Raw genomic sequence first — 16,615 nt, 5'->3', positions numbered from 1 at the left:
CCCCCCCGGCCCGGCAGGTGTCAGGGAGCGGCGCCCGCGGCCCCGGCGCGGTCAGCCCTCGCGCGGGTAACCCAGCAGGTGCAGACGGTCCTTGCGGTCCGTCCAGCGGAACACCCCGATGCCGGACGTCTCCGTCTCCGGCAGCCGTGTGTTCGCCGGCAGCGGCTCCACGCTCCAGGTCGTGAAGCTCATCGTGACCGGGCCGCCCCCGCCGTCCAGCGCCTCGGCCGCGTCGCGCGCGGTCGTCGCGCCGTACGCGGTGCCCCCGTCGGTCACCGAGGCGAGCGTCAGCTGCGGAGAACCGTCCTCGTCCTCGAAGCAGAAGCCCTTCTTCGCGTCGAGGTCGAACGCGAGGTTCCCCGCCACCAGATAGCCACCCGAGGACGAGACGACGGCCTGCGGATAACGCCCCGGCTCTATGGCCGGCGTGTGGCACTCCACCGAGGCGACCGGCTTCCCGCTCGCCGAGTCGTGGACCGTCCACAGCTGATGCGTGGCCGCCCGCTCAGTGCCCTTCGCCAGCTGCCACTTCGCCAGCACCAGCCCCGGAGCCACGGAGGTGGGGGTTCCGGAGAGCGGGTCGGCTCCCTTCGGTGCGTTCTGCCTGCTGAACCAGCCGCCCCGCACCCAGAATTCGCGTACCCCGCTCAGCAGCAGGCCCTTCGCCGTCTGCCCCCGCACCTCGGTGAGCTGCTTGCAGGCCGTGCAGCCCTTCGGGTAGGTGACGGCCGACGCGGCGATCTCCGACACCTCGCCGTCGATGGGGTCCACGACCGCGCTGTTCGCCCGGCCGTCGCTGATCAGGACGCCCGGCCCGGTCGCCGTGACGGCCGGCGTACCGGTCCACGGCACCTCGACGTGCCGCCGCTCGCCCTCCACCACGTCGTACACGTCGAGCGAGACGAACGTCTCCGTGGGGGAGAGCGCGTCCGCGGGCCTGCCGACCGACCAGGTCACGAAGAACTCCTGGTCGTCCTTGGCGACGGTGAGCAGCTTCGGGAAGCGCGACGGGTCCGCAGGCCGCCCGGCCTCACCGCTCCAGTAGGCCTCGCCGGTCTCCGTGTCGAGCGTCCGCAGCCGGTAACGGCCGTGGGGCTCACGCACCAGGTAGGCCAGCAGACCCGTCGTCCGTGAGACGGCGTAGTCGGGCCCCGCACCGACGACCTCCCAGCCGCTCCCCGTCGCGTACTCCGTGGGGACGGTCAGCCGTGTCGCGGGGCCGGTGCTCTTCTTCGCGGGCTTCTTCGGCTCGTCGTCCTTCGAGCCGCCGCCCCCGCCCCCACAGGTCGCCAGCAGGATCAGCAGCGCAAGGACGAGCACCCCGCCGACCAGGGTCAGGCGCACGATCCTCTGTCTCATTGGTCCCCCCGATGAGCCGATCTCCGAGCCGTCCCCGGCACGGCGGCGATCAGCGTAGCAACGGGCCCGAGGCGAAGAGCAGTTCGGTTCCGTACCCGTTACGTCCCGATCCTGTGCCGGACCACCGGGCAGCCGAGCGGGGTCCCGCAGCGCCTACAATTCGGCGGTGAACGCCACCCTCCCCACCGCGGAAGCCCTGCGTGCCGCACTGGCCGGCCTGCTCGGCGGGCTGCCCCCGAAGCAGGCGGCGCAGGCCGTCGACCGGCTCATCGCCAGCTACCGCGGGACCACGCCCACCGATGCCCCGATTCTGCGGGACCGTTCGGACGTGGCCGCGTACGCCGCGTACCGGATGCCCGCGACCTTCGAGGCCGTACGCTCCTGCCTCGACGCACTCCGCGAGGCCGCGCCGGACTGGGTGCCGGCCACGCACACCGACGTCGGCGGCGGTACGGGCGCGGCGAGCTGGGCGGTCGCCGGGGCCTGGGGGGAGGGGCCGCGGACCACGGTGCTGGACTGGGCGGAACCCGCTCTCGCCCTCGGCCGTGAGCTGGCCATGTCCTCCGGTCTGCCCGGGCTGCGGGCCGCCACCTGGGAGCGGGCGAGGATCGGTACGGCGCTGGAGCTCGGGGCCACGGACCTGGTGACCGTGTCGTACGTACTCAAGGAGCTCACCCCCGCGGACCGGGTCGCGCTGGTGGACGCCGCCGCGAGCGCGGCGCAGGCCGTGCTCGTCGTGGAACCCGGCACCCCCGACGGCTACGAACGCGTCATCGAGGCCCGCGACCGGCTGATCGCCGCCGGGATGAGCGTCGCTGCGCCCTGCCCGCACGACGGCGCGTGCCCCATCGAGCGCGGCACGGACTGGTGCCACTTCTCGGCCCGGGTCAGCCGTTCCTCCCTGCACCGCCAGGTCAAGGGGGGTTCCCTCAGCCACGAGGACGAGAAGTTCAGCTATGTGGTCGCGACCCGGTTCCCGGCCCTCCCGGCCGGCGCGAGGGTCACCCGCAGGCCGCAGATCCGCAAGGGCCAGGTGCTGCTGGAGCTCTGCACCCGCGACGAGGGCCTGCGGCGCGCCACGGTCACCAAGCGGCACGGCGAGCTCTACCGTGCCGCCCGCGACACCGCGTGGGGCGACCCCTGGCCGCCGCCGGAGAGCGACCAGGAGCGATAGGGCCTCTCGTTCGGATCAGGCCAGAACGGAAGACCCCAGGCGGCTCGGCCGCTCTCCGGCGTGCGGCCCTTCACGCCGCCCGCAGCTCCTGGGTGCAGCACTTCACGCTGCCGCCGCCCTTGAGCAGCTCGCCCAGATCCATCGGGACCGGCTCGAAGCCCCGGTCCCGCAGGGGGTCGAAGAGCCCCGTCGCCGCCTGCGGGAGCAGCACGTGGCGTCCGTCGCTGACCGCGTTGAGGCCCAGAGCGGCGGCGTCCGCCTCCCCGGCGAGCAGCGCGTCGGGGAAGAGCCGGGCCAGCACGGACCGGCTGCCCGGGGAGAAGGCCCCCGGGTAGTACATGATCTCGTCGGCCGCCTCGTCGAGCACGCAGAGCGCGGTGTCCAGGTGGTAGTAGCGCGGGTCCACCAGGTCGAGCCCGATCACCGGGCGCCCGAAGAACTCCTGCGCCTCGTCGTGGGAGAGCGGACTGGACCGGAAGCCCCGCCCGGCCAGGAGGTACGTCGCCGTCACCGCGAAGTCCCCCTCGCCCTCGTTCACGTGGGCCGGCTCGTGGATCTCGGTGAAACCGTGGGCCCGGAACCACTCCCGGTGCGCCTCGGCCTCGGCGTACCGCTCGCGGTAGGCGAACAGGGCGCCGAGCACCCGTCCGTCGACGACGGTGGCCCCGTTGGCGGCGAACACCATGTCGGGCAGGTCCGGGCGGGGGGTGAGGAGCTCCACGGTGTGGCCCAGCGACCGGTAGCGGTCACGCAGGTCCTCCCACTGGGTGGTGGCCAGCGGCAGGTCCACGGGCTTGGACGGGTCCATCCACGGGTTGATGGAGTACGTGACCTGGAAATGGGCCGGCGGGCACATCAGGTAGCGACGAGGGGTGGCGTCACGGGTCAATGCAGGCTCCTCACGAACGGCGGCCGTAGCCGCGGCACGGTGGGATGCGCACGGGGTGTGTGCGTGTGTTCATGGTGCTCCGCACCGGGGCCTGCGCGCTGTGATCCGTTCGGGTGGTTCACGCCGGGGCGGCCGGGCCACCGGACGGGGGCCCGGAGACATCGCAAGACGATACGTATCGGGCTGCGATCCCTCTAGGCTGGCCGGATGTCACCTCACAAGGCTCCCGACTCCACCCGCCGCAGCGACCGCTCACGCCGCGCGATCCACGACGCCGCGCTGGAGCTCGTGGGCGAGGTCGGATACGCGCGTACGACGATCGAGGGCATCGCCGCCCGCGCCGGGGTCGGCAAGCAGACGATCTACCGCTGGTGGCCGTCGAAGGCGGCCGTGCTGATGGACGCCTTCCTCGACACGGCCGCACGCCAGGCGGAGGAGTCGGCCGGGGCGGAGGAAGGCGCCGCGTACGCCATCCCCGACACCGGGGACCTGGCGGCCGACCTGAAGCTGGTCCTGCGGGCCACCGTCGACGAGCTGAACGATCCGGCGACCGAGGCGCCCATGCGGGCCCTGGCGGCCGAGGGCATCGTCGACGCGGCCCTCGGTGCCCAGTTCGTCGAGAACCTGCTCGAACCGCAGATGCGGTTGTATGTCACACGGCTGCAGGCGGCCCGGAGCGCCGGCCAGGCGCGTGCGGACATCGATACCCGCATCGCGCTGGAACTCCTGATCGCCCCGCTCACGCATCGCTGGCTGCTGAGAACCCTTCCGCTCACCCATGCCTACGCGGACGCGGTCGTCGACCACGCGCTCCACGGGCTCCTGCCGCCGGGTGGAGAGTGACCGCCCATTCCGTGACATTCCGCACGAGCGCGGCGCCCTCTGCCCGGCCGCCCGGGCACCCCGCTTGAGAACTCTGGCCACCCGAGGCGCAGGATGGTGGGACCATGGAGAGGTAACCGCTGAGGTGAGGGGATAGATGGGCGCCGATTCCGGCCGCTATCGCGGCACAGAGGGCAGGATTTCCCAGTGGCTGCGCAGGCGGCCCAAACCGCAGCCGGAAGCCGACGACGCGACCCGGCTGGGGCTGCTCCTCGCCGTCGCCGAGGCAGGAATGCCGATCTCGCCGGCCGCGCACCCGTCCGGCTACCGGTGTTCGTGCGAGCGCATCGGCTGTCCCACCCCCGCCCGGCACCCGATCTCCTTCGCCTGGCAGACGCAGTCCACGACGGACCGCGACCAGATCGAGCGCTGGGCCGCCGGCCAGCCGCTGGCCAACTTCATCACCGCGACGGGCATGATCCACGACGTCCTCGACGTCCCCCTGGCCGCGGGGCAGGCCGCGCTGGAGCGGCTCACCGAGGCAGGCGTCGACGTCGGCCCCGTGGCCCGGTCCGGCAGCGACCGGATGCTCTTCTTCACCGCCACCCGCGGCACCCCGGACGACGAGGACGAGTGGTGGCCGTGCGAGCTGGACTGCCACCCCGAGACCATGGACGAGCACCCGGGACTGCGCTGGCACTGCCGTGGCAGCTATGTCCTCCTGCCGCCCGCACGCCTCCCCGGTGACCTGGACGTCCACTGGATCCGCGGGCCCGAGCACCCGCTGCCCGACCCGCTGACCCTGCTGGAGACGCTCACCGACGCCTGCGCGCGGTACGCGGACTCGGCCGACGAGAGCGACCTCGACCGCGGTTCGGTGGCCTGGCCGCTCAGCCGCTGAGACGCCCCCACCCGCTCAGGACCCCTGCGCCGCCACCAGGCCGGGCAGCCGGTTCAGCACGCGCGCCTTGGCGTCCGTACCGCCCGCGTCCTTCTTCGGGACGTAGACCAGCTGGCTGGAGACCCGCTCCTTGGTGAGGGTGCTCTTCACCTCGCCGGTCAGCAGCGCCTGCACGTCCGCCGTGACCGTCGGCCGCAGTCCCTGCGCCGCCGTCTGCCGCTCGAAGTGCCTGCTGCTGAAGAACACCAGCGCCCCGCCGTCCTCCGTGCGCAGGCCCAGCGGCGCGAACGTCCCGGAATCCAGCGCCTGGTCGACGAACTGGTACGAGAAGCCCGCCCTGCGGGTGTTCTTCCGCGCGTCACGCCAGCCCGAGGTCGTGGCCCCCGGGGCGAAGACGTCCGGCGCGCCGTCCTTCAGGTAGCCGGTGTACGTGGTGCTCAGGTCCGCGGGAGCGGTGGCCAGGGCGGAGTCCCCGTCCGCCGAGGGCACGGGCTGCGCCCACCCGTCGGCGTCCTTGCCGAACTCCGGTATCACGGACGGGGAGACGACCGCGAGATAGGCGACCTTCCAGGGCGCGTCCGGCCCGGTGCGGACGAACGCCAGCAGCCAGCGCGTGTCCTGCTTGCCGGTGTCCTCGTCACGATTGGAGTCGGTGTCCGCGAGGAACCAGCGCGGCCAGCCGGCCTTCTTGGGAATGGTGTAGGAGGCGTCGGTCAACTCCAGCGGCTTGTGCGCCGCGTTGCCCTCCGGGCTGGTCTTCTGCCGCGCGGCCAGACCCGCCTGGTTGATCGCGCCGAGCGAACCGGTCACCCGGTCCGCGTCCAGCGCCGGATCGTACGCCTTGTCCGCCTTGTTGTACGCGACGGTGAAGTCCTCCAGGGCCTTCGCGGCCTCGGACTTCGTCGCTCCCGGCACTACTTCCAGTTCACCGTGTACCGTCACGCAGCCGCTCGCCGTCACGACCAGTACCGTCGCCGTCGTGAGCCCCGCCGCCAGTCGACCCAGCCTTCTCATCCGTTGCCTTCTGCGCCTTCTGATCCGTCGTCCGCACTGACCGCCTGAACCCTACCGGGGCGAGGAACAGCGCGAGCGTGGGGATGAGATACAGCGCCCACACCGTGACCTGGAGAACGGTCGGATCGGCCTGGAAGTTGAAGACCCCCTTGAGCAGGGTGCCGTACCAGCTGTCCGGCGGAACCGCGCTCGTGACGTCGAACGCCTTGTCCTCCAGGCCGCCGAGGAACCGGGCCTCCTGCAGGTCGTGCACGCCGTAGGCCAGCACACCCGCCGCCACCACCACGAGCATGCCGCCCGTCCAGGTGAAGAACCTCGACAGGTTGATCCTCAGCGCACCCCGGTAGAACAGCCAGCTCAGCAGTACCGCGGTCGCGATGCCCAGCAGCACCCCGATCAGCGGCGACGAGGAACCCTCGCCGCTGGCCCGCACCGACGCCCACACGAACAGCGCGGTCTCCAGACCCTCGCGGCCCACCGCCAGGAAGGCGGTGGCCACCAGGGCGCCCGTACCCATGGCGAGCGCCGTGTCCAGCCTGCCGTGCAGCTCCTGCTTCAGATGCCGCGCGGTACGCCGCATCCAGAACACCATCCAGGTCACGAGCCCGACGGCGATGATCGACAGCGACCCGCCGAGCATCTCCTGCGCCTCGAACGTCAGCTCCTGGGAGCCGAATTCGAGCGCGGCGCCGAATGCCAGCGAGATGGCGCAGGCGATGGCGATGCCGGTCCACACCGGGCGCAGCGCGTCGCGGCGGCCGGTCTTGACCAGGTAGGCGACGAGGATGCAGACGACCAGGCCGGCTTCGAGCCCCTCGCGCAGGCCGATCAGATAGTTGCCGAACATGCCGGTCCTTCCACGGTGCGGGTCATGGGAGCCACGTCAGGAGAACAGCGCCCTGCCCCACCAGTCGTCCGTGTCGCGGACGCCCGGCGGGACGGCGAAGACGGCCGAACCCACGTGCTGGATGTATTCGTTGAGCGCGTCCGACGCCGCGAGGCCGCGCTGCACGGGGATGAAGCCCGTCCGCACGTCCCGCTGGTAGGCCAGGAAGAACAGCCCCGCGTCGAGCCTGCCCAGGCCGTCCGTACCGTCGGTGAAGGAGTAGCCCCGGCGCAGCATCCTGGCCCCGTTGTTGCTGTCCGGGTGCGCCAGGCGCACGTGCGCGGTCGGCAGCATCGCCTTCAGGAACGGCTCGTCGCGCTCCTTTGCCTTGCCGACCGGAGCGCCCTCGCCCTTGTCGCGGCCGAAGATGTCCTCCTGCTCCTGGAGCGGGGCGCGGTCCCAGGTCTCGATGTGCATGCGGATGCGCCGCGCCACCAGGTACGACCCACCGGTCATCCATCCGGTGCCGTCCGTCGCGCCGGCCCACACGTGCTTGCGCAGGGCGGACTCGTCCGTGCCGGAGATGTTCCGGGTGCCGTCCTTGAAGCCCATCATGTTGCGTGGGGTCTGGCTGTGCGGGGTCGTCGAGGACGTCTTGCCGAACCCCAGCTGGGACCAGCGGACGGCGATGCGGCCCATGCCGATCCTGGCGAGGTTCCGGATGGCGTGCACGGCGACCTGCGGGTCGTCCGCACAGGCCTGTACGCACAGATCCCCGCCGCTGCGGGTGGCGTCCAGGTTGTCACCGGGGAACTTCGGCAGGTCCACCAGCGCTTCGGGCCGCCGGTCCGCCAGGCCGAAGCGGTCCTCGGCGAACAGGGACGGGCCGAAGCCGATGGTGAGCGTCAGCCGGGACGGCCTCAGGCCCAGTGCCTCACCCGTGTCGTCCGGCGGGGCCTCGGCCACTCCTCCGTACGCCCCCTCGCCGACGGTCCGGCCCGCCGTCATCCGCTCGGCGGCCCTGGTCCACTCCTTCAGGAGAGCGATGAGCTCCGCCCGGTCCTTCGTGGTCACGTCGAACGAGGCGAAGTGCAGCCTGTCCTGCACCGCGGTCGCGATTCCTGCCTGGTGTGCCCCGTGGAAGGGGACGGCCGCACCGCTGTCCGCCGCGGGTTCCGCGTCCTCGCCGGAGCGCACGGCGGCGACGCCGCCCGCCGCAGCGGCGCCGAGCGCCAGCCCGGCACCGCCCCAGCCGAGCAGCGCACGACGTGAGGGGGCACCGCCGGTGCCCTCACCCTCGATCCCTGTCTCCGTCATGATCGGACGCCCCCTACTTCGTGACCGCGGCGGCCAGCTTGGACAGCGGCTCCGCGAGCGCGTTGACCGCGTCGGAGAGCTCCTTGCGGTCCGCCGCGCCGACCTTGTCGTACGGGGTGAAGTCGTAGGAGGTCTTGTCCGCGCGGTACTTGTCCAGCAGGGTGTCCAGCGCCGCGAACTGCTTGTCCAGGGAGGCGGTCAGCGCGGCGTCGTTCTTCGACGCGATCGGCTTCAGGAGCTCGTAGGAGCGCTCGGCGCCCTCGACGTTCGCCTTGAAGTCGACGAGGTCGGTGTGGCTGTAGCGCTCCTCCTCGCCGGTCACCTTGCCGGTGGCCACCTCGTCGAGGAGCTCCTTGGCGCCGTTGGCCATCGAGGTCGGGGTGATCTCCGCCCGGCCGACCCGCTTCTGCCAGTCCTCCAGGTCCTTGTAGAGGCGGGGCGCGAGGGCCTTCTCCTCCGCGCCCAGCTTCCCGTCCTGCCACAGCGCCTTCTCCAGACGGTGCCAGCCGGTCCACTCCTGGCCGTCCTCCAGGCCGTCCTCGCGGAAGTCCACCTTCGGGTCGATGTCGCCGAACGACTCGGCCACCGGCTCGGTCCGCTCCCAGCCGATGCGGGAGACGGCGTACGCCTTCTTGGCCGCCTCGATGTCGCCCGCGGTGACGGCGTCCGTGAACACCTTCACCTTGGGCAGCGTCTCGTCGGCCTGCGCCTGCACATAGGTGCGGTAGTCCGCGACGGCCTTGTCCATCTCGGGGCTGCGCGCGGCGGCCTTGCCTCCGGTGACCTCGACCGTCTGCCGGATGCCCTTGCCCTTCATGCCCGGCTTGCACGCGATCTCGTACGTACCGGCCTTGATCTCGGCGGTGACCCTCGCCTTGGTGCCCGGGCCGATGTTCTCGCGCTCGGTGACGATCCGGCCGTCCGGGAAGAGGACGTAGACCTCGGTGACCTTCGATCCCTTGTTCTCCACGGCGAGTTCGACGTGCCCGGCCGGGATCCTCTTCGAGGACACCTCGCAGGAGCTGTCCCCGGCGACCACCTGGACGGCACCGTCGCCCTTGCCGTCGCTCTTCTCGGCGCAGCCCGTGACGACGGTCAGTGCGGCCACCGCGGCGACAGCGGTGACGACGGAGGGACGAAGGGCTCGCATGAGGGCTCCACAAGGGTGAAAGAGCGGGGGGACGGTGCGGACGAAGAGCAGGTGAGGCTGGCCTAACTTAACTGGGCCCCACCCGGCCGCCACCCGTTGGTGAAGTGATTCAGCTCTCACTCGCCCGCGCAGGAAACGGCCTGGTCACGGGGCGTTCATGGGGAACCCACGGGAAGGTCAAAGACGGGTCAAGCAAGCCTTTTCGGTACGACGGGCCGGAACCCCGGTGCGCGGGTGCGGGAAGACCCCGACCGGCTGCCGGTGCACCGCGCCGTACGCCTCGCCGACCCACGAGGGGGCGGAGCCGGTGACCGCGGCGCGCAGACGCCGTACCGCCTGATCCCGTCCCTCCCCGGAGCCGGGCCCCCGGAGCCGGTACGCGCACACGGGGCCGCACCGGCGGTGTCACGCCGGTGCGGCCCCGTGGCGCGGAGGGGCCCCGCCCGGGTGCTTGAATGCGGACGTGAACGACTTCGACGTACCCGCCGGCATCGACGTACTGCGCGTGTTCTGCGGCCCCGACGGCAGTCACGGCAACGCACTCGGGGTCGTGCGCGACGGACGCGAGTATCCCGACGACGAGTCCCGGCAGGCGCTCGCCAGGAAGCTGGGCTTCAGCGAGACGGTCTTCGTGGACGACCCGGAGCGCGGCACCGTCGACATCCGTACCCCCGGCCTGCGGCTGCCCTTCGCCGGGCACCCGCTCGTCGGCGCGGCCTGGCTGCTCGACCTGGACCTGCTGGAGCTGCCCGTCGGGGACGTGGCGGCCCGCCAGGACGGGGAGTTCACCTGGATCACCGCCCGCCCCGAGTGGGCGCCGCCGAGGGCGCTGGAGCGGTACGACTCGGCCGCCGAGGTCGAGGCGCTGACGGGCCCGCCGCCCGGTGAGGGCTGGGTCTACGTCTGGGCCTGGGAGGACGAGGCCGCGGGCCGGGTGCGGGCCCGCGCCTTCCCGAGGCGCGACGACGGCATCGTCGAGGACGAGGCGACCGGCGCGGCGGCCATGCTGCTGAGCGCCGAGCTCGGCCGCGCCCTGAACATCACACAAGGACGCGGCTCCCAGATCCTCACCGCGCCCGCGCCGGACGGCACGATGGAGGTCGGGGGCCGCGTCCTTCTGGTGCTCGCCTCGTGACCCTGCGGTCACGCGGGCACGTGGTCACACGCGCGCACGGTCAGACGGGGACGTGGTCACACGCGCGCACGGTCACGCGCTGAGCGGGAAGACCTCACCGAGCTCCCGGAAGACGGCGGTGTTCAGCGCGAAGGCGCGCTTGCACTCGTCGACGATGCGCTGCTTCTCCAGGTCGTCGGCGTTCACCGCGTCCAGCAGCTCGCGGTAATCCCGCTTGAAGGCGGCCGGGTTGGCGATCTGCTCGAACACGTAGAAGCGCACCCCGTCACCCTTGCGCTCGAAGCCCCAGGTCTTCTCAGCGGTGCCCCGGATGATCTGGCCGCCCGAGAGATCCCCGAGGTAGCGGGTGTAGTGGTGCGCTATGTATCCGGCGGGCCACTCCCGGGCGCACTCGGCGACCCGCTCCGCGTACGCGGCGGTGGCGGGCAGCGGCTCCAGCCCCGCACGCCAGCCCTCGCCCCGCAGGTGGCCGAGATCGCGCTCCAGCTCGGCCCGGCGCATCAGCTCCGGCCGTATGAAGGGCCCGGCCACCGGGTCCGCGCGCAGGCTCTCCGCTCCCGCCTCCAGCGCCCTGTAGACGAACCACAGCTGCTCGGTGTAGCGCGTGTACGCGTCCACACCGAGCCGCCCCCCGAGCATGTCGCTCATGAAGGTCGAGGACTCGGCCTCCGTGTGCTGCTCGTGCGAGGCGGTGCGGATGAGCGTGGAGAAGGGGGTGGTGGCGGTTGCGTCCAAGGCGGGCCTCCGGGGGCCTGGGGGGACGGGGAGTCGGGACAGAAGCGTGCATACCGGTGCAAGGGGTGCGTGCCTTCGTGCACCAGTACGCCGATCTTCCTGCTTAGGCTTACCTAAGTCAACAGGTTCCCGACTGTCTGTCGGTAAGACCGTCCTCGCGGAAGCCGCCCTACGGGAGGGTCAGGATGTCCGCGCCCGTCTCCGTCACCACCAGTGTGTGCTCGAACTGGGCGGTCCGCCTGCGGTCCTTCGTCACCACGGTCCAGCCGTCGTCCCACATGTCGTAGTCGTGGGTGCCGAGCGTGAGCATCGGCTCGATGGTGAACGTCATCCCGGGCTGCATCACGGTCGTCGCGTGCGGGCTGTCGTAGTGCGGGATGATCAGCCCGGAGTGGAACGACGAGTTGATCCCGTGCCCGGTGAAGTCGCGCACCACCCCGTAGCCGAAACGCTTGGCGTACGACTCGATGACACGGCCGATCACGTTGATCTGCCGGCCGGGCCGAACCGCCTTGATGGCGCGGTTCAGCGACTCGCGGGTGCGCTCCACGAGGAGCCGCGACTCCTCGTCGACGTCGCCGCACAGGTAGGTGGCGTTGTTGTCGCCGTGCACACCGTTGATGTACGCCGTGACGTCGAGGTTCACGATGTCACCGTCGCGCAGCACCGTGGAGTCGGGGATGCCGTGACAGATGACCTCGTTGAGCGAGGTGCAGAGCGACTTCGGGAAGCCCCGGTAGCCGAGGGTCGACGGATACGCCCCGTGGTCCACCATGAACTCGTGCGCCACCCGGTCGAGTTCGTCGGTGGTGACGCCCGGCGCGATGTGCTTGGCGGCCTCCTCCATCGCCTGTGCCGCGATGCGGCCCGCGATCCGCATGCGCTCCACGGTGTCGGAGTCCTGGATCTCCGGCCCGGTGTACGGCGTGGGCGCGGGCTTCCCGACGTACTCGGGGCGCCGGATGTTTCCGGGCACGGAACGGACGGGAGTGATCTCCCCTGGTACGAGCAGTGACTGGCCAGACATGTCGGCGAGTCTAACCAGCGCACTCGGGGCACCATGGCAACGAGGAAAGGATTCCGCAATGGCCCTGTTCAAGAAGCGCACGGTGGGCAAACCGGGCGAATGGTACTACTGCCTGGAACACAAGAAGGTCGAGGAAGGGCCCGAGTGCCCGGCGAAGGACCGCTTCGGGCCGTACGCCACCCAGGGGGAGGCGCAGCGCGCGATGGACACGGCGCGCGAGCGGAACCTGGAGTGGGAGAACGACCCGAAGTGGCACGACCGCGCGGACCGGCCGTCGGACGAGATGCCGGACTAGCTAGACCGCCGGGGTCTCCTCGGGGCGGGCGCCCACGGCACGCCGCCGTGCGGCGTCCTCGTCCGTCTCGGAGTCGTACGTGAGGAGCTTCGGCAGCGACACGGCCAGCAGCGCGACGGAGGCGACACACGCCACGCCGCCCGACCAGACCGCGGCCCGCGTCCCCGTCCAGCCTGCCATCGCACCGGCCCTGACCTGGCCGAGCTGAGGGCCGACGCTGTAGGAGAGGACCTCGATCCCGGCGAGTCTGCCCCGCAGCTCGTCCGGGATCGTCTGGTTCCAGATCGTGGAGCGACCGAGCCCGCTCAGCATGTCGCCCGCGCCCGCGACCCCCAGGCAGCACAGCACCAGCCAGATGTTCCCGAACCATCCCGCCGCCGCGATCGCCAGACCCCACACGGCCGCGCCGCCCACGACGAACAGGCCGTGCCGGCGCACCCGTGAGGTCCAGCCGCTGGTCAGCCCGAGCAGCAACGACCCCACCGACCCCGCCGCGTACATCAGGCCCAGCGACCACTCCGCGTCCAGCTCGTCCGCCAGGAACGGGAAGACCGCGTTCGGAAAGGCGAAGAACATCGCGGCCAGGTCGATCGCGTACGTCCCCAGCAGCACCGGGCGGCTCCACGCGTACCGCGCACCCTCGGCGATCCCGCGCAGCGACGGTTTCTCGGCGTCATGGGCGGGCGGCGCCGACGACAGCTTCAGGCACAACAGGACCGAGAGGGCGAAGGTGACGACGGTGACCCCGTACGCGGTGGCGTGCCCCGCGTAGGCCACCACCACACCGGCCAGCGAAGGGCCGGCGATCGCACCGACCTGCCAGCGCAGGGAGTTCAGCGCGGCGGCAGCCGTCTGCTGGCCGTGCGGGACGATCCTGGCCATCAACGAGTCCAGTGCGGGCCTCTGGAGCCCGGCCAGCGCGGAGACCCCGCCGGCCACCACGTACAGCGGCCAGAGCGCGGGCTCGGGTGCGAGCGCGTTCGCCAGCAGGACGACAGCGAGCAGGCCGAGCCCGGCCTCCGTGCCGAGGATGACCTTGCGCCGGTCGGCGGAGTCGGCGAGCGCCCCTCCGTACAGCCCGAAGACCACCAGGGGCACGAGCTCCACGGCGCCCATGGCTCCGACGGCGAGCGGGGACCCCGTGAGGTCCTTGATCTGGAGCGGCAGCGCGATCAGCGCCATGAAGCTGCCGAAATAGGTGATCAGCCCCTGGATCCAGAGCAGCCGGAAGTCGGCGGAGGAACGCCAGGGGGAGAGATCGGGCAGCAGTCGGGAGGTCACGGGGGGTCATGCTCTGCCGCCGTGGTCCTCCGTGCAACCGATTTGCGGCGGGGTGGGCCAGGGGCCCTCACCAGCGGGCCGGTGGCGGGGCCGTCAGCTGGTCGGCGAGGCGGGAGAGCCGGTCGCGGAAGGTGCGGCGGCCCCGGGGGGACGGGGTGCCGTTCTCGCCCGCCGCCGCGCTGACCAGGTGCTGCACGGTGTCCAGATCCACGTCGTCGTCGGCAGTCACCGTCAGCGCCTCGTGGGCCAGGCCCCGCACCTCCGGATCGCCGCCGTCCAGCGACAGCACGGTCGCCCCCGCCCGGCGCGCGTCGTGCACCCGCTCCAGCAGCCCGCCGTCCGGCCGCTCCGGCGCGACCACGAGCAGTGTCTCGCCACGCCCGGCCGCCTCGATCCGGCCCAGGCCGACGGCCAGGTGCACCGGGTCGTCCGGCTCCACGCGGTGGCGTACGAGCGTGGGACGCAGCTGCGGGAGCCCCGACCAGGTGGACTCGTCGACCAGGTGCGCGGCCATGTGCCACGGCTCATAGACCTCGGTCCCCACCAGCAGCAGCCCCCCGCCCCGCGGGACGACGGACGACCGCAGGGTACGGGCGAACCCCCTGGCCGCGGCGGGCCACTCCGTCCCGGACAGGACCTCACGCAACAGGGCGACACGCACGGCATCCATGGCCCGGCATCCTGCCCCCGGCCGTGCCCTCGTGACGGCCCGATCGCCGAAATCCACCCGAACGGGGAGCGGGCCTCCGGAATTCGTGGATACGGGGGCCGTCCGCCGTGACCCTCGTCGCACCGTGTTCCGCTTCGGGTACGCGTTCTTTACCTGGCAGTAGGGTCGGCGGCATGACTACGAATGACAGTGGCAGCGCGCCCAAGCCCCCCGCCAAGGACCCGTGGGACCTCCCCGACGTGTCCGGACTGACCGTCGGCGTACTCGGCGGAACCGGCCCCCAGGGCCGTGGCCTGGCCTACCGTTTCGCCCGTGCCGGGCAGAAGGTCGTCATCGGCTCCCGCGCCGCCGACCGCGCCGAGGCCGCCGCGGCCGAGCTGGGCCACGGCGTCGAGGGCGCGGACAACGCCGAGTGCGCGCGCCGCAGCGACATCGTGATCGTCGCCGTGCCGTGGGACGGCCACGCCCAGACGCTGGAGTCCCTGCGGGAGGAGCTGGCGGGGAAGCTCGTCGTCGACTGCGTCAACCCGCTCGGCTTCGACAAGAAGGGCGCCTACGCCCTGAAGCCCGAGGAGGGCAGCGCCGCGGAGCAGGCCGCGGCCCTGCTGCCGGACTCGCGGGTGACCGCAGCCTTCCACCACCTGTCGGCGGTACTGCTCCAGGACGAGTCCATCGAGGAGATCGACACCGACGTGATGGTGCTCGGCGAAGCGCGGGCCGACACGGACACGGTGCAGGCGCTCGCGAGCCGCATCCCCGGCATGCGCGGCGTCTTCGCCGGCCGGCTGCGCAACGCGCACCAGGTCGAGTCGCTGGTGGCGAACCTGATCTCCGTCAACCGCCGCTACAAGGCACACGCGGGGCTGCGCACCACCGACGTCTGAGGAGCCCGTGCTCGGAGCCGAAACGGGCATGAGGGACACTGGGGAGGACCGCGCACCATCCCCGGACAGGAGCACCCAGCCCTCATGCCCCGCCTCGCTCTGTACTCCCTCGTCGTCTGCGTCCTCGCCGTCGCCGCTGCCGTGGTCTCCTTCGTCGAGGGCAGCTTCCTCGGCATCGTGTGGGTGCTGCTGGCCGGCCTCTCCTCGAACATGGCGTGGTTCTACCTGCGCAAGCACAAGGCGGAGTCCCGCGCCGAGGCCGCGGCCCGCTAGCGGACCAGGGCGCAGCCCGGGTCCTGGTCGCCGAACCACTCCTGCCAGAAGCGGTAGGTGTCGAGGCCGCAGTACGTCTCGACCTCGCTGACGCCCAGGCCACGCAGCAGCGCGTCCACCGCGTCGAAGAACACGCCGTTGACCTCCGGGATCCACAGCAGCCCGAAGACCGCGATCAGCCCGAACGGCGCGAACGGCTCCACCTGGCGCCGGATCCTGTACGAGAGCCAGGGCTCGATCACGCCGTAGCCGTCGAGCCCCGGGACCGGCAGGAAGTTCAGGATCGCCGCCGTCACCTGGAGCAGTGCCAGGAAGGCGAGCGCGAGCCGGAACGGCAGCGGGACACCGTCCAGCCCGCCCAGCCAGAACGGCGCCGTGCAGACGACGGCGAACAGCACGTTCGTCAGGGGCCCGGCCGCCGAGATCAGGCTGTGCTTCCAGCGCCCGCTGATACGGCCCCGCTCGATGTAGACGGCACCGCCCGGAAGGCCGATGCCGCCCATGATCACGAAGAGCACGGGCAGCACGATGCTCAGCAGGGCATGGGTGTACGTGAGCGGGTTGAGGGTCAGATAGCCCTTCGCCCCGATCGAGATGTCACCGCTGTGCAGCGCGGTGCGCGCGTGGGCGTACTCGTGGAGGCAGAGCGAGACGATCCAGGCCGCCGTGACGAAGAGGAAGACGGCGAAGCCGGTCTGCTCGGCGAAGCCCGTCCACACCGCCCAGCCCGAGACGGCCATGACGGCGACGATCCCCAGGAAGACCGGACTGACCCGCCGGTCGCTGGGGCGGCGGAACGCGGTGGTCATCGGCGGAACTCCTGAGGACTGGGCGGTGGCCGGCGGATCGCGACGAGCCCCCGA

At 71.7% G+C, this 16,615-nt stretch carries 17 protein-coding genes and 1 pseudogene; 7 read left to right on the top strand and 11 right to left on the bottom strand.

Annotated elements, in window-relative coordinates:
* Nucleotides 1-51: 51 nt before the first annotated feature.
* Nucleotides 52-1,359 (bottom strand): hypothetical protein, encoded by a 1,308-nt coding sequence (locus ACFYQ6_RS02435; protein WP_388759915.1) that lies wholly within the window; start codon nucleotides 1,357-1,359, stop codon nucleotides 52-54.
* Between the two features lie 166 nt (nucleotides 1,360-1,525).
* Between ACFYQ6_RS02435 and ACFYQ6_RS02430 the strand changes: the two genes are divergently transcribed.
* Complete coding sequence (locus ACFYQ6_RS02430) at nucleotides 1,526-2,533, top strand: small ribosomal subunit Rsm22 family protein (protein WP_388759912.1); 1,008 nt, start codon at nucleotides 1,526-1,528, stop codon at nucleotides 2,531-2,533.
* A gap of 70 nt (nucleotides 2,534-2,603) precedes the next feature.
* Here ACFYQ6_RS02430 and ddaH read toward each other — a convergent pair.
* Nucleotides 2,604-3,443: pseudogene (gene ddaH, locus ACFYQ6_RS02425) on the bottom strand (dimethylargininase); the annotation flags it as partial.
* 186 nt (nucleotides 3,444-3,629) lie between these two features.
* On the opposite strand from ddaH, the gene ACFYQ6_RS02420 reads away from it, so the two are divergent.
* Together ACFYQ6_RS02420 and ACFYQ6_RS02415 are read left to right on the top strand one after the other, a co-directional pair.
* Complete coding sequence (locus ACFYQ6_RS02420; protein ID WP_388759909.1) at nucleotides 3,630-4,265, top strand: TetR/AcrR family transcriptional regulator; 636 nt, start codon at nucleotides 3,630-3,632, stop codon at nucleotides 4,263-4,265.
* Nucleotides 4,266-4,401: 136 nt separating this feature from the next.
* Nucleotides 4,402-5,145 (top strand): bifunctional DNA primase/polymerase, encoded by a 744-nt coding sequence (locus tag ACFYQ6_RS02415; RefSeq protein WP_361570675.1) that lies wholly within the window; start codon nucleotides 4,402-4,404, stop codon nucleotides 5,143-5,145.
* A 15-nt stretch (nucleotides 5,146-5,160) separates the two neighbouring features.
* On the opposite strand, the gene ACFYQ6_RS02410 is transcribed toward ACFYQ6_RS02415, so the two are convergent.
* Genes ACFYQ6_RS02410 through efeO form a run of 4 tightly spaced genes read right to left on the bottom strand, consistent with a single transcriptional unit; the run spans nucleotide 5,161 to nucleotide 9,452 of the window.
* Nucleotides 5,161-6,159 (bottom strand): hypothetical protein, encoded by a 999-nt coding sequence (locus ACFYQ6_RS02410; protein WP_388759906.1) that lies wholly within the window; start codon nucleotides 6,157-6,159, stop codon nucleotides 5,161-5,163.
* Nucleotides 6,071-7,006 carry an iron uptake transporter permease EfeU gene (gene efeU / locus ACFYQ6_RS02405; RefSeq protein ID WP_361570669.1) on the bottom strand — a complete coding sequence of 312 codons (936 nt, stop codon included), beginning with the start codon at nucleotides 7,004-7,006 and terminating at the stop codon, nucleotides 6,071-6,073. Before efeU ends, ACFYQ6_RS02410 begins: the two co-directional genes overlap by 89 nt.
* Nucleotides 7,007-7,042: 36 nt before the next feature.
* A complete protein-coding gene (gene efeB / locus ACFYQ6_RS02400) occupies nucleotides 7,043-8,302 on the bottom strand; it encodes an iron uptake transporter deferrochelatase/peroxidase subunit (protein WP_361570666.1) in 1,260 nt (419 codons plus the stop codon).
* A gap of 13 nt (nucleotides 8,303-8,315) precedes the next feature.
* Nucleotides 8,316-9,452 (bottom strand): iron uptake system protein EfeO, encoded by a 1,137-nt coding sequence (gene efeO / locus ACFYQ6_RS02395; protein ID WP_388759901.1) that lies wholly within the window; start codon nucleotides 9,450-9,452, stop codon nucleotides 8,316-8,318.
* A 463-nt stretch (nucleotides 9,453-9,915) separates the two neighbouring features.
* Between efeO and ACFYQ6_RS02390 the strand changes: the two genes are divergently transcribed.
* Complete coding sequence (locus tag ACFYQ6_RS02390) at nucleotides 9,916-10,587, top strand: PhzF family phenazine biosynthesis protein (protein ID WP_388759898.1); 672 nt, start codon at nucleotides 9,916-9,918, stop codon at nucleotides 10,585-10,587.
* Nucleotides 10,588-10,659: 72 nt separating this feature from the next.
* Here the strand turns inward: ACFYQ6_RS02390 and ACFYQ6_RS02385 are convergent, their stop codons facing one another.
* Together ACFYQ6_RS02385 and map are read right to left on the bottom strand one after the other, a co-directional pair.
* Nucleotides 10,660-11,322, bottom strand: a complete 663-nt coding sequence (locus tag ACFYQ6_RS02385; RefSeq protein ID WP_388759895.1) for a heme oxygenase (biliverdin-producing) — start codon at nucleotides 11,320-11,322, stop codon at nucleotides 10,660-10,662.
* 169 nt (nucleotides 11,323-11,491) lie between these two features.
* A complete protein-coding gene (gene map, locus ACFYQ6_RS02380) occupies nucleotides 11,492-12,349 on the bottom strand; it encodes a type I methionyl aminopeptidase (RefSeq protein WP_356735678.1) in 858 nt (285 codons plus the stop codon).
* A 58-nt stretch (nucleotides 12,350-12,407) separates the two neighbouring features.
* Between map and ACFYQ6_RS02375 the strand changes: the two genes are divergently transcribed.
* Entirely contained in the window at nucleotides 12,408-12,644 is a 237-nt protein-coding gene (locus ACFYQ6_RS02375; protein WP_356735680.1) for a hypothetical protein, read from the top strand.
* Here ACFYQ6_RS02375 and ACFYQ6_RS02370 read toward each other — a convergent pair whose 3' ends face one another.
* Nucleotides 12,645-13,925 (bottom strand): MFS transporter, encoded by a 1,281-nt coding sequence (locus tag ACFYQ6_RS02370; protein ID WP_388759892.1) that lies wholly within the window; start codon nucleotides 13,923-13,925, stop codon nucleotides 12,645-12,647.
* A gap of 67 nt (nucleotides 13,926-13,992) precedes the next feature.
* The gene (locus ACFYQ6_RS02365) at nucleotides 13,993-14,595 is read right to left on the bottom strand and encodes a hypothetical protein (protein WP_388759889.1); all 603 of its coding nucleotides are present in this window, start codon (nucleotides 14,593-14,595) and stop codon (nucleotides 13,993-13,995) included.
* 173 nt (nucleotides 14,596-14,768) lie between these two features.
* Here ACFYQ6_RS02365 and npdG point away from each other — a divergent pair, with 173 nt between their 5' ends.
* Together npdG and ACFYQ6_RS02355 are read left to right on the top strand one after the other, a co-directional pair.
* Complete coding sequence (npdG, locus tag ACFYQ6_RS02360) at nucleotides 14,769-15,479, top strand: NADPH-dependent F420 reductase (protein WP_388759886.1); 711 nt, start codon at nucleotides 14,769-14,771, stop codon at nucleotides 15,477-15,479.
* 84 nt (nucleotides 15,480-15,563) lie between these two features.
* Nucleotides 15,564-15,752, top strand: a complete 189-nt coding sequence (locus ACFYQ6_RS02355; RefSeq protein ID WP_361570646.1) for a hypothetical protein — start codon at nucleotides 15,564-15,566, stop codon at nucleotides 15,750-15,752.
* On the opposite strand, the gene ACFYQ6_RS02350 is transcribed toward ACFYQ6_RS02355, so the two are convergent.
* Nucleotides 15,749-16,561, bottom strand: a complete 813-nt coding sequence (locus tag ACFYQ6_RS02350; RefSeq protein WP_388759883.1) for a site-2 protease family protein — start codon at nucleotides 16,559-16,561, stop codon at nucleotides 15,749-15,751. The genes ACFYQ6_RS02355 and ACFYQ6_RS02350 overlap by 4 nt on opposite strands.
* Nucleotides 16,562-16,615: the final 54 nt, after the last annotated feature.

The sequence above is a fragment of the Streptomyces sp. NPDC005494 genome, assembly GCF_042872025.1.
Lineage (GTDB): Bacteria > Actinomycetota > Actinomycetes > Streptomycetales > Streptomycetaceae > Streptomyces.
The sequence above is the reverse complement of the archived record's forward strand: the minus strand, read 5'-3'. Positions and strand labels throughout refer to the sequence as shown.

What these genes read in the sequence shown, in the direction of transcription:
- ACFYQ6_RS02435 (WP_388759915.1), bottom strand. Translation starts at nt 1,359, where the DNA reads ATGAGACAGAGGATCGTGCGCCTGACCCTGGTCGGCGGGGTGCTCGTC.
- ACFYQ6_RS02420 (WP_388759909.1), top strand. Translation starts at nt 3,630, where the DNA reads ATGTCACCTCACAAGGCTCCCGACTCCACCCGCCGCAGCGACCGCTCA.
- ACFYQ6_RS02415 (WP_361570675.1), top strand. Translation starts at nt 4,402, where the DNA reads ATGGGCGCCGATTCCGGCCGCTATCGCGGCACAGAGGGCAGGATTTCC.
- ACFYQ6_RS02410 (WP_388759906.1), bottom strand. Translation starts at nt 6,159, where the DNA reads ATGAGAAGGCTGGGTCGACTGGCGGCGGGGCTCACGACGGCGACGGTA.
- efeU (WP_361570669.1), bottom strand. Translation starts at nt 7,006, where the DNA reads ATGTTCGGCAACTATCTGATCGGCCTGCGCGAGGGGCTCGAAGCCGGC.
- efeB (WP_361570666.1), bottom strand. Translation starts at nt 8,302, where the DNA reads ATGACGGAGACAGGGATCGAGGGTGAGGGCACCGGCGGTGCCCCCTCA.
- efeO (WP_388759901.1), bottom strand. Translation starts at nt 9,452, where the DNA reads ATGCGAGCCCTTCGTCCCTCCGTCGTCACCGCTGTCGCCGCGGTGGCC.
- map (WP_356735678.1), bottom strand. Translation starts at nt 12,349, where the DNA reads ATGTCTGGCCAGTCACTGCTCGTACCAGGGGAGATCACTCCCGTCCGT.
- ACFYQ6_RS02375 (WP_356735680.1), top strand. Translation starts at nt 12,408, where the DNA reads ATGGCCCTGTTCAAGAAGCGCACGGTGGGCAAACCGGGCGAATGGTAC.
- ACFYQ6_RS02365 (WP_388759889.1), bottom strand. Translation starts at nt 14,595, where the DNA reads ATGGATGCCGTGCGTGTCGCCCTGTTGCGTGAGGTCCTGTCCGGGACG.
- npdG (WP_388759886.1), top strand. Translation starts at nt 14,769, where the DNA reads ATGACTACGAATGACAGTGGCAGCGCGCCCAAGCCCCCCGCCAAGGAC.
- ACFYQ6_RS02355 (WP_361570646.1), top strand. Translation starts at nt 15,564, where the DNA reads ATGCCCCGCCTCGCTCTGTACTCCCTCGTCGTCTGCGTCCTCGCCGTC.
- ACFYQ6_RS02350 (WP_388759883.1), bottom strand. Translation starts at nt 16,561, where the DNA reads ATGACCACCGCGTTCCGCCGCCCCAGCGACCGGCGGGTCAGTCCGGTC.